The organism is Actinomycetota bacterium, assembly GCA_030682655.1.
Classification (GTDB): domain Bacteria; phylum Actinomycetota; class Coriobacteriia; order Anaerosomatales; family JAUXNU01; genus JAUXNU01.
Window position 1 is genome coordinate 25008 of the sequence record JAUXNU010000062.1, and the last position, 7202, is coordinate 32209.

6 protein-coding genes are annotated in these 7202 nt (G+C 65.4%); 4 read left to right on the top strand and 2 right to left on the bottom strand.

Translation table 11 applies throughout. The annotated features are described in order from the left end of the window. Positions 1–2100 carry an ATP-dependent helicase gene (locus Q8K99_03750; protein ID MDP2181664.1) on the bottom strand — a complete coding sequence of 700 codons (2100 nt, stop codon included), beginning with the start codon at positions 2098–2100 and terminating at the stop codon, positions 1–3. Between the two features lie 125 nt (positions 2101–2225). Between Q8K99_03750 and Q8K99_03755 the strand changes: the two genes are divergently transcribed. The 4 genes from Q8K99_03755 (at position 2226) to Q8K99_03770 (ending at position 5800) form a co-directional block, all read left to right on the top strand. Further along, positions 2226–3506: an MFS transporter gene (locus tag Q8K99_03755; GenBank protein MDP2181665.1), complete on the top strand. Its 1281-nt coding sequence runs from the start codon at positions 2226–2228 to the stop codon at positions 3504–3506. A 255-nt stretch (positions 3507–3761) separates the two neighbouring features. Beyond that, on the top strand, positions 3762–4436 hold the full coding sequence (locus Q8K99_03760) for a hypothetical protein (GenBank protein MDP2181666.1): 675 nt from the start codon (positions 3762–3764) through the stop codon (positions 4434–4436). A gap of 840 nt (positions 4437–5276) precedes the next feature. Beyond that, positions 5277–5498: an addiction module protein gene (locus Q8K99_03765; GenBank protein ID MDP2181667.1), complete on the top strand. Its 222-nt coding sequence runs from the start codon at positions 5277–5279 to the stop codon at positions 5496–5498. 5 nt (positions 5499–5503) lie between these two features. Then, complete coding sequence (locus Q8K99_03770; GenBank protein MDP2181668.1) at positions 5504–5800, top strand: type II toxin-antitoxin system RelE/ParE family toxin; 297 nt, start codon at positions 5504–5506, stop codon at positions 5798–5800. A 198-nt stretch (positions 5801–5998) separates the two neighbouring features. Here Q8K99_03770 and Q8K99_03775 read toward each other — a convergent pair whose 3' ends face one another. Further along, the gene (locus Q8K99_03775) at positions 5999–6757 is read right to left on the bottom strand and encodes an SDR family oxidoreductase (protein ID MDP2181669.1); all 759 of its coding nucleotides are present in this window, start codon (positions 6755–6757) and stop codon (positions 5999–6001) included. Positions 6758–7202: the final 445 nt, after the last annotated feature.

Consider the following 7202-nt stretch of genomic DNA (forward strand, 5'->3'; position numbering starts at 1 on the left):
CTACATCCACATAGAGCCGAGCCCGGCACGGATGTCTGCAGTGGTGACTCGTCCCGCCGCGCCAGCTGCGGTTTCGGGTTCACCCGCATCCGGTTGCGCCTGCACCGACCTGAAGAGGGACGCCACGCCGTCGGTCACGAACCGGCTTCGCTGCGCGTAGCCGTGGGGGTCGGCGCGTCCGAACGGCTGCGTGTAGTACCGCAGCGGGTAGGTGACGTAGAGGTCGTCTCGCGCGCGGGTACACGCGACGTACATGAGGCGGCGCTCCTCCTCGATCTCCTCGGGGGAGCCTGTGACCATGTCCGAGGGGATGTTGCCGTCGGCGGCGTGTATCACGTAGACGACGTCGAATTCCAGCCCTTTCGCGGAATGCATTGTGGAGAGGATGAGGAAGTCCTCGTCGAGCAGGGGAGGACCGGCGAGTTCCTGGGTGTAGGCGGGTGGGTCGAGTGCGAGCTCGGTGAGCAGCCGCTGCCGGTCGGGGTACTTGGATGCCATCGACTCGATCTGCTCGATGTCGCGCAGGCGTGCGTCGGCGTTGTCGTAGCGCATCTCCAGTAGCGGTGCGTAGAAGACCCGGACGGCGTGGACTTGGGAAGCGAGGTCGCCGGGCTCCGAGCTGGACAGCCCGCGCATGAGAGTGACGAATCCGGGCCAGGCGCCTCTTGCGGCTTCCGGCGCCTGCCAGCCGACCCACGTCTCGAAGTCGCAGCCGGTTCCGGCGAGCGAGTGCATGAGACCTGCGGCCGTGCGCGGGCCGATGCCGGGGAGCAGCTGGAGTGCGCGCAGGCCCGCGGTCTCGTCGCGGGGGTTCTCGGCCAGGCGCAGGAACGCGGTGAGGTCTTTGACGTGCGCCATCTCGATGAAGCGCAGCCCGCCGTACTTGATGAAGGGAACGTTGCGCCGGGACAGCTCGATCTCGAGCGCCGCGGAGTGATGCCCGGCGCGGAAGAGCACGGCCTGTTCGCGAAGCAGAGTGCCCCGCTCGCGGTGTTCGAGAATCGCGTCGATGACGTAGTCGGTCTGCTCGACCTCGTCGCGGCAGGACACGAGTACCGGGCGCGTGCCGCCGTCGCGGTCGGTGTGCAGCGTCTTGTCGCGACGCTCGGTCGCCTCGGCGATGAGCGCGTTGGTGGCATCGAGGATCGGAGCTGTGGAGCGGTAGTTGCGCTCGAGGGTGAGCACGGTGGCTCCGGGGAAGCGCTGCTCGAAGTCGAGGATGTTGCGCACCGTGGCCGCGCGGAAGGAATAGATGGACTGCGCGTCGTCGCCCACCGCCGTCACTCCGGTTCCGTCCGGACGCAGCAGTGAGAGGATCTCCGCCTGGAGCACGTTGGTGTCCTGGTACTCGTCGACCAGCACGTGGTCGAAGCGATCGCGCACCCGTGTTCCGGCCTCCGAGGCGAGCAGCCCGTGCCAGAACACCAGCAGGTCGTCGTAGTCGAGGACCTGCTGCGACTCCTTGCGGTCGGTGTAGGCGGCGAAGAGGCGGCCGAGGTCTTCTTCGGCATCGCGGCACCAGGGGAAGCGGGTTGCAAGCACGTGTGCGAGCGGTTCGCGCGCGTTGACGCATCGCGAGTAGATGTCGAAGCACGTGGACTTCTGGGGGAACCGCTTGCCCGCGGTTCCGAGCCCGAGCTCGGTCCGGCATACGTGCATGAGGTCCTCGCCGTCGCCACGGTCCAGGATGGTGAAGTCCGGCTCGAGGCCGATGTCGCGACCATGCAGGCGGAGCAGGCGCGATGCGGCGGCGTGGAAGGTGCCGCCCCAGACGTTCGCGCCGGAGGTGGCAGTGCGCCGCGCCGTCTCGGTCGGCTCGCCAAGGAGACCCGGCGGCTTCAGCAGCGCGTCCACGCGGCGCAGCATCTCGGCGGAAGCTCGTCGCGTGAACGTCAGCAGGAGGATGCGGCCGGGGTCGACACCGCGTGCGATCAGGAAGGCAACCCGGTGGGCGAGGGTGGCAGTCTTGCCGGTTCCCGCTCCTGCTACGACCAGCAGCGGCCCGCCTTCGTGCGAGGCTGCGGCCCGCTGCTGTGGGTTGAGCGCGGTCAGGATCTCCTTGGCAGGGCGCGGTGCGGCGGCGGTGTGCGTGTCGGGCATGGGAGACCTCCGCGATTGAGCGCTTGAGGATACGAACGCGTGTTCGTAGCGTACACGTGTTCGCCTCGAGACGGCAACCCCGCCGAGGGGAACCTTCTGGGAAGGCGATGTGGACTGGAGGCGATGTGGACGAGCGGGCGATGAGCGGCAAGCGGATTGTCAGCGTCTACATCGCCACGAGCGCGCTCTTCACGCTGGCCACATCACTCATCTGGGGCGTGAACACGCTCTTTCTACTCGGAGCCGGTCTCGACATCTTTCACGTGATGCTCGTGAACGCCGCATTCACCGCCGGACAGGTCGTGTTCGAAGTCCCGACCGGAGTCATCGCGGATACCATTGGGCGCAAAGCGTCCTTCCTGCTCGGAATCGGCATCCTGTTCGTCTCGACGCTGCTGTACGTGGGTTCTGCGAGACACGAATGGGGACTCTGGGCGTTCATCGGCGCATCGGTACTGATCGGTTTCGGGTTCACATGCCAGACTGGAGCGGTTGACGCGTGGCTCGTGGATGCGCTGGATCATGTGGGCTACGACCGACCACGCGAGCAGGTCTTCGCGCGCGGCGGCATGGTGTTCGGAATCGCGATGCTCGTGGGTACGCTCGCGGGCGGGTTCCTTGGCCAGGTCGATCTTGAGCTGCCGTACCTGGTGCGCGCAGGAACGTTGCTCGCCGCCTTCGTCGTGACGTTCGTGATGATGCACGAGATCGGGTTTGAGCCGAGGCCGCTCAAACTGTCGCGGTTCGGCGCCGAAACGCGGACGATTCTCGACGCGGGTACACGATATGGTTGGCGGAGTCCGGTCGTGCGACCACTCATGTTCGTGTCGGCGGCGCAGGGGTTGTTCATGCTGTACTTCTTCTATGCGTCGCAGCCGTACGCGCTTCAGCTCCTTGGGCGGCCGGACCTTGTTTGGGTCGCCGGCGCGGTCACGGCGTTCTTTGGGCTGGCCAGCGTAGTCGGAAACGCGCTCGTCGGGCGCGTGACAACGACGTCGTGGGGGCGCGTTCCTGTGCGACTGCTCGCGGGGGGAGCGGTGGCGAACGCGGTCGGCGTTGCGGCGCTGGGCGTGCTCGGTGTTCTAGCGCCGGAAGGGGGCAGCCCCGTGGCCTTTGCGGTGATGGTGCTGCTGTTCGGGCTCTTCGGCGTCGTGTCGGGTGTGATGGGTCCCGTGCGACAGGCGTTCCTCAACGAGCACATCCCGTCGGCGCAGCGGGCAACGGTGTTGTCGCTGGATTCGTTCTTTGGCGATGTGGGAGGCTCGATCGGGCAGCCTGGATTCGGGTGGATAGCCCGCACGTTCTCGATCCCGGTCGGGTATCTCGTGGGAGCGCTGGCCATGGGGTTCGCGTGGCCGCTGTATCGACTTGCGGGAAGGTCGGCCAAGGAGGATGCAAGGCCGTAGGTGCAAAGGTGCAGGTGCGTAAGGCTTACGTGTCTCGCGTTGGCTTACGCAGACTGCATAAGTCCTTACCACGGCAAACAGAAGACGACGTAGTGACTGTAATCGCTGGAAGAAGTACCCTCTTACACAGCAGAAGTCTGCCCGACACGACATCTCTCGCAGACTGCAGAATCCTTGTTAGCTTGGATTCATTGAGACGTTGGAGTCTAGTGAGCACGGTCCGTCTGCATCCGGTCGACACGGGGAGGGGTCGGAATGGACGTAGCCCGCTGCGCGGCGTGCGGAGACCAGCTGATTGAGGAGAAGTCGTTCTGCGCATCCTGTGGAACTGTCGTGAACCCTTCGCCGTTCGCCGACCCGGTCGCTTCGCCGGCTCCTGCCGCCGTCCGAAACGTGCCCAAGCCCAAGACCAGTTGGATCGTGGCCGGTGTCATCCTGGCGATCGTTCTCGCCGGAGGCTCAATCGGAGGCGTAGTCATGGCGCAGAACCGCGCAGCAGAGAGGTCTGCCGCCACGCGAGCGTCTAGGCTCGGGGAGCTGAAGAGCCTCTACGCGGCGGCCGTGGCCGTTGAGTCTGCTTCGGAGGTGGGTGTCAACTACAGCGACTACGGTCGCCTCGTGCGAGAGGCCGCAGCAGCACTTGCAGTGTATGAGCCCAAGGACGCGGACGCCAAGGCAGTAGCAGCGGACCTCGGCGCCGCGATCGACTTCTACAAGTCGGCGAACGATGTGTGGGCCATCAAGTTCGATGACTCTCCAGCGGTCGCCTTCACTGACTTCAAGGCGGAGCATCCAGAGCTTGACGCTAAGCTGGAGCTCGCCGGCGGTTACGTCGACAACGCAATCCAGGAGTACTGGGCAAAGGCCGCGATTGAGATGGATGCTGCTCGCAAGGGCCTTTCGGACTACGACAACAGCGGGAAGCGCTGACCAAGCTAACCAGCGGATCGAGCGGACGGCGTAAGGTCGTCTCGGATGAGAGCGCACGTCCGCCGCTCATCCGCAATGCGTTCGGCAGACGGATCACTCTCCGCGAAGACCATGGATATGGTGGGTGACCTGCGAGCCTCAGTCTCCGGACTCCCCCTCGGCGCACGGTCTGACGCATGGAGCGGATCGCGCCTCGATACGTCCGCTCTTCGCAGACGCGGTCGGCGCGGGCTTTCCGGCGGCCGGGGATCGCCGGACACGGCGGCGGGGAGAGCGCGAGCGGCACGGAGCGGACAGTCCTCGCACACGCTGGCGCGTCCACCTGGGACCAAGGTCGTCCTCCTGTGCACCGCTCTCGCCGCATCCGGATCCACACATCCCGTGCGCGCATGCTCTCGCCGGACCTGCGAGGTCCGATCCCCCGACTCTCCTTCGGCGCATGGTTTCACACATGGGCGGTCGGGAGGGCGGGGAGTCGATCTCCGCACAGCCGTGGTGGACGAAGGCTCCTTGGCGATCGAGACCCGCGAGACACGGCAGCGAGGCGTGCGCATTGCGGGAGCGGAGTGGTCGGCCCTGTGATCCCGGAGCGCATCGACCTGGGGGCAAGATCGTCTCTTGGTGCATCGCTCTGGACGGCTACCGCCGTCCTTCCCGCTCGCCGAACCAGCGCGTCAACCTGACAAACCTCGGCGATGGAGCTACGCTTCTTACGAGGCCTCGTCGGCCTCGGTCTGCAGGTTACGCGCACTACGTTAGATTCAATCCCGCCTCCCCTGATGTCAGCCCGCGCGGGTACAATCGTCGTATACGAGTCTTCGGGTCTACGAGGTGGTCATCATGACGGTCGACGAGATCATGCGAGAAGCAATGACGCTCGACGCTGAGACGCGCGCTTCCATCGCTCATGAATTGCTGTCCAGCCTTGAGTCTCTGTCAGAGAGCGAGGTCGAGCGTCTCTGGATTGCTGAGGCCAGGCGCCGCAGCGCTGATGTGAAGGCCGGACGGGCGCAGACTTTCCCGGCGAACGAGTCGCTGACCCGCGCACGCGCCAATCGGTAGACTCCGTGATTCTCAACATCCACGAGGACGCAGACCGCGAGCTCAATGACGCAGCGGACTACTACGACGCGGAAAGCCTCGGACTCGGCACAGCGTTCCTCGATCAACTCGATGACGGGTATCAGCGAATCCTAGAGAATCCGCATGCGGCGGCGGAGATCGACCCCGATATCAGGAAGCTCGTCCTCGCGAAGTTCCCCTACAACCTGATCTACGAGATCGATGGTGATGTCGTCTTGATTCTCGCCGTTGCGCACCAGAGACGCAGGCCCCATTACTGGCGTGAACGCCGGGCGGGATGAATCTAACCCCGGCATCGAGCCGTCTTCGCGCTTCTTCGGCTACCATGACAGTTGTTGGGCGCGGCTCATGCCGTAACACGTTAGGCGAGAGTCCGAGTCGGCGGTTCGATGCGCCCAGTCGAAGCGATCGAAGCCCCGCAGCGTGTCGAACCTCTTCGCCTCTGGGAAGAAGATCGCGGGCCCTTCTGGGCCAATTCGCTACTGAGCGATGAAGCCGCCGTCTACGGGCATGTTGATGCCAGTCACGAATGAGGCGTCGTCCGTGCACAGCCATACGACCGCGGCGGCGACTTCCTCGGGCTTGCCGAGGCGGCCGACCGGCTCCGTTGCCGTGAAGGCCTTGATCGCCTCGGGATCGCCGCCAGTGAACCGGTCGATCATCGGGGTCTGGATGACGCCCGGGCACACCGAGTTCACGCGGATGTTCGCCGTGGCGTAGTCCAGCGCGATCTGCTTGGTGAGGCCGTTGACGCCGTGCTTGGAAGCCGTGTACGCGGGGATCCCCGCGAAGCCGACGAGGCCCGCGACCGAGGCCGTGTTCACGATGACGCCGCCGCCCTGCTTCAGGAACTGGGCGATCTCAGCCTTGCAACAGAGAAACACGCCGGTTAGGTTGATCGCGATGGTGCGGTCCCAGTTCTCCTCGGTGCAGTCGCCGCAGGGTCCCAGTACGCCCTCGATGCCGGCGTTGTTGTGGGCACAGTCGAGCTTCCCGTACACCTCGACCGCCTTGGCGATCAGCGCGCTCACGTCGGCCGCCTTGGAGACGTCCGCCCGGACGAAGACGGCCTCGCCACCGGCCTCCTTGATCATGCTCACGGTCTCCTCGCCCGCATCGACCGTGACGTCCGAAACCACGACCTTCGCTCCTGCTCTCGCGAACGCCAGAGCGCTCTGGCGACCGATCCCTGACGCCGCGCCGGTCACGAGAGCGACCTTGTTGTCTAGTGCACCCATGTCTACTCCTTCCTTCGTTGCCCTTCGGGCAACCACTTGGGAAACACGGTGTATACCCTGGGATGAGCGTCGGCAAACCCGGCGCTCATCCCAGGGCTTGCCGACCCAGCCGAAGCCGCCGTCGCAGGTGACGCCAACAGACTGGGCGGACTCGCCCCCCATACCGCATGACGGGTTGAACGTCCCGGGAGCGCATTGGGCAGGCCGGTCACTGGACCTCGCCGAACAACCGCATCGAGCAGACTGGGCGCCCCCGAGGTACTCTCGATGGGAAGCCGCGTGGAGCGCCCAGCAGCTCATGCGGACGTTCGGCTGACGGGCTACTCTCCGTGAAGACCATGACTATGGGGGGTGACCTGTGAGCCCAGGTCTCCGGATTCCCCTTCGGCGCAAGGTCTGACGTATGGAGCCGGTCGCGCCTTGAAGCATCCCCTCGGCGCGGGCG

What these genes read in the sequence shown, in the direction of transcription:
- Q8K99_03750 (MDP2181664.1), bottom strand. Translation starts at nt 2,100, where the DNA reads ATGCCCGACACGCACACCGCCGCCGCACCGCGCCCTGCCAAGGAGATC.
- Q8K99_03760 (MDP2181666.1), top strand. Translation starts at nt 3,762, where the DNA reads ATGGACGTAGCCCGCTGCGCGGCGTGCGGAGACCAGCTGATTGAGGAG.
- Q8K99_03765 (MDP2181667.1), top strand. Translation starts at nt 5,277, where the DNA reads ATGACGGTCGACGAGATCATGCGAGAAGCAATGACGCTCGACGCTGAG.
- Q8K99_03775 (MDP2181669.1), bottom strand. Translation starts at nt 6,757, where the DNA reads ATGGGTGCACTAGACAACAAGGTCGCTCTCGTGACCGGCGCGGCGTCA.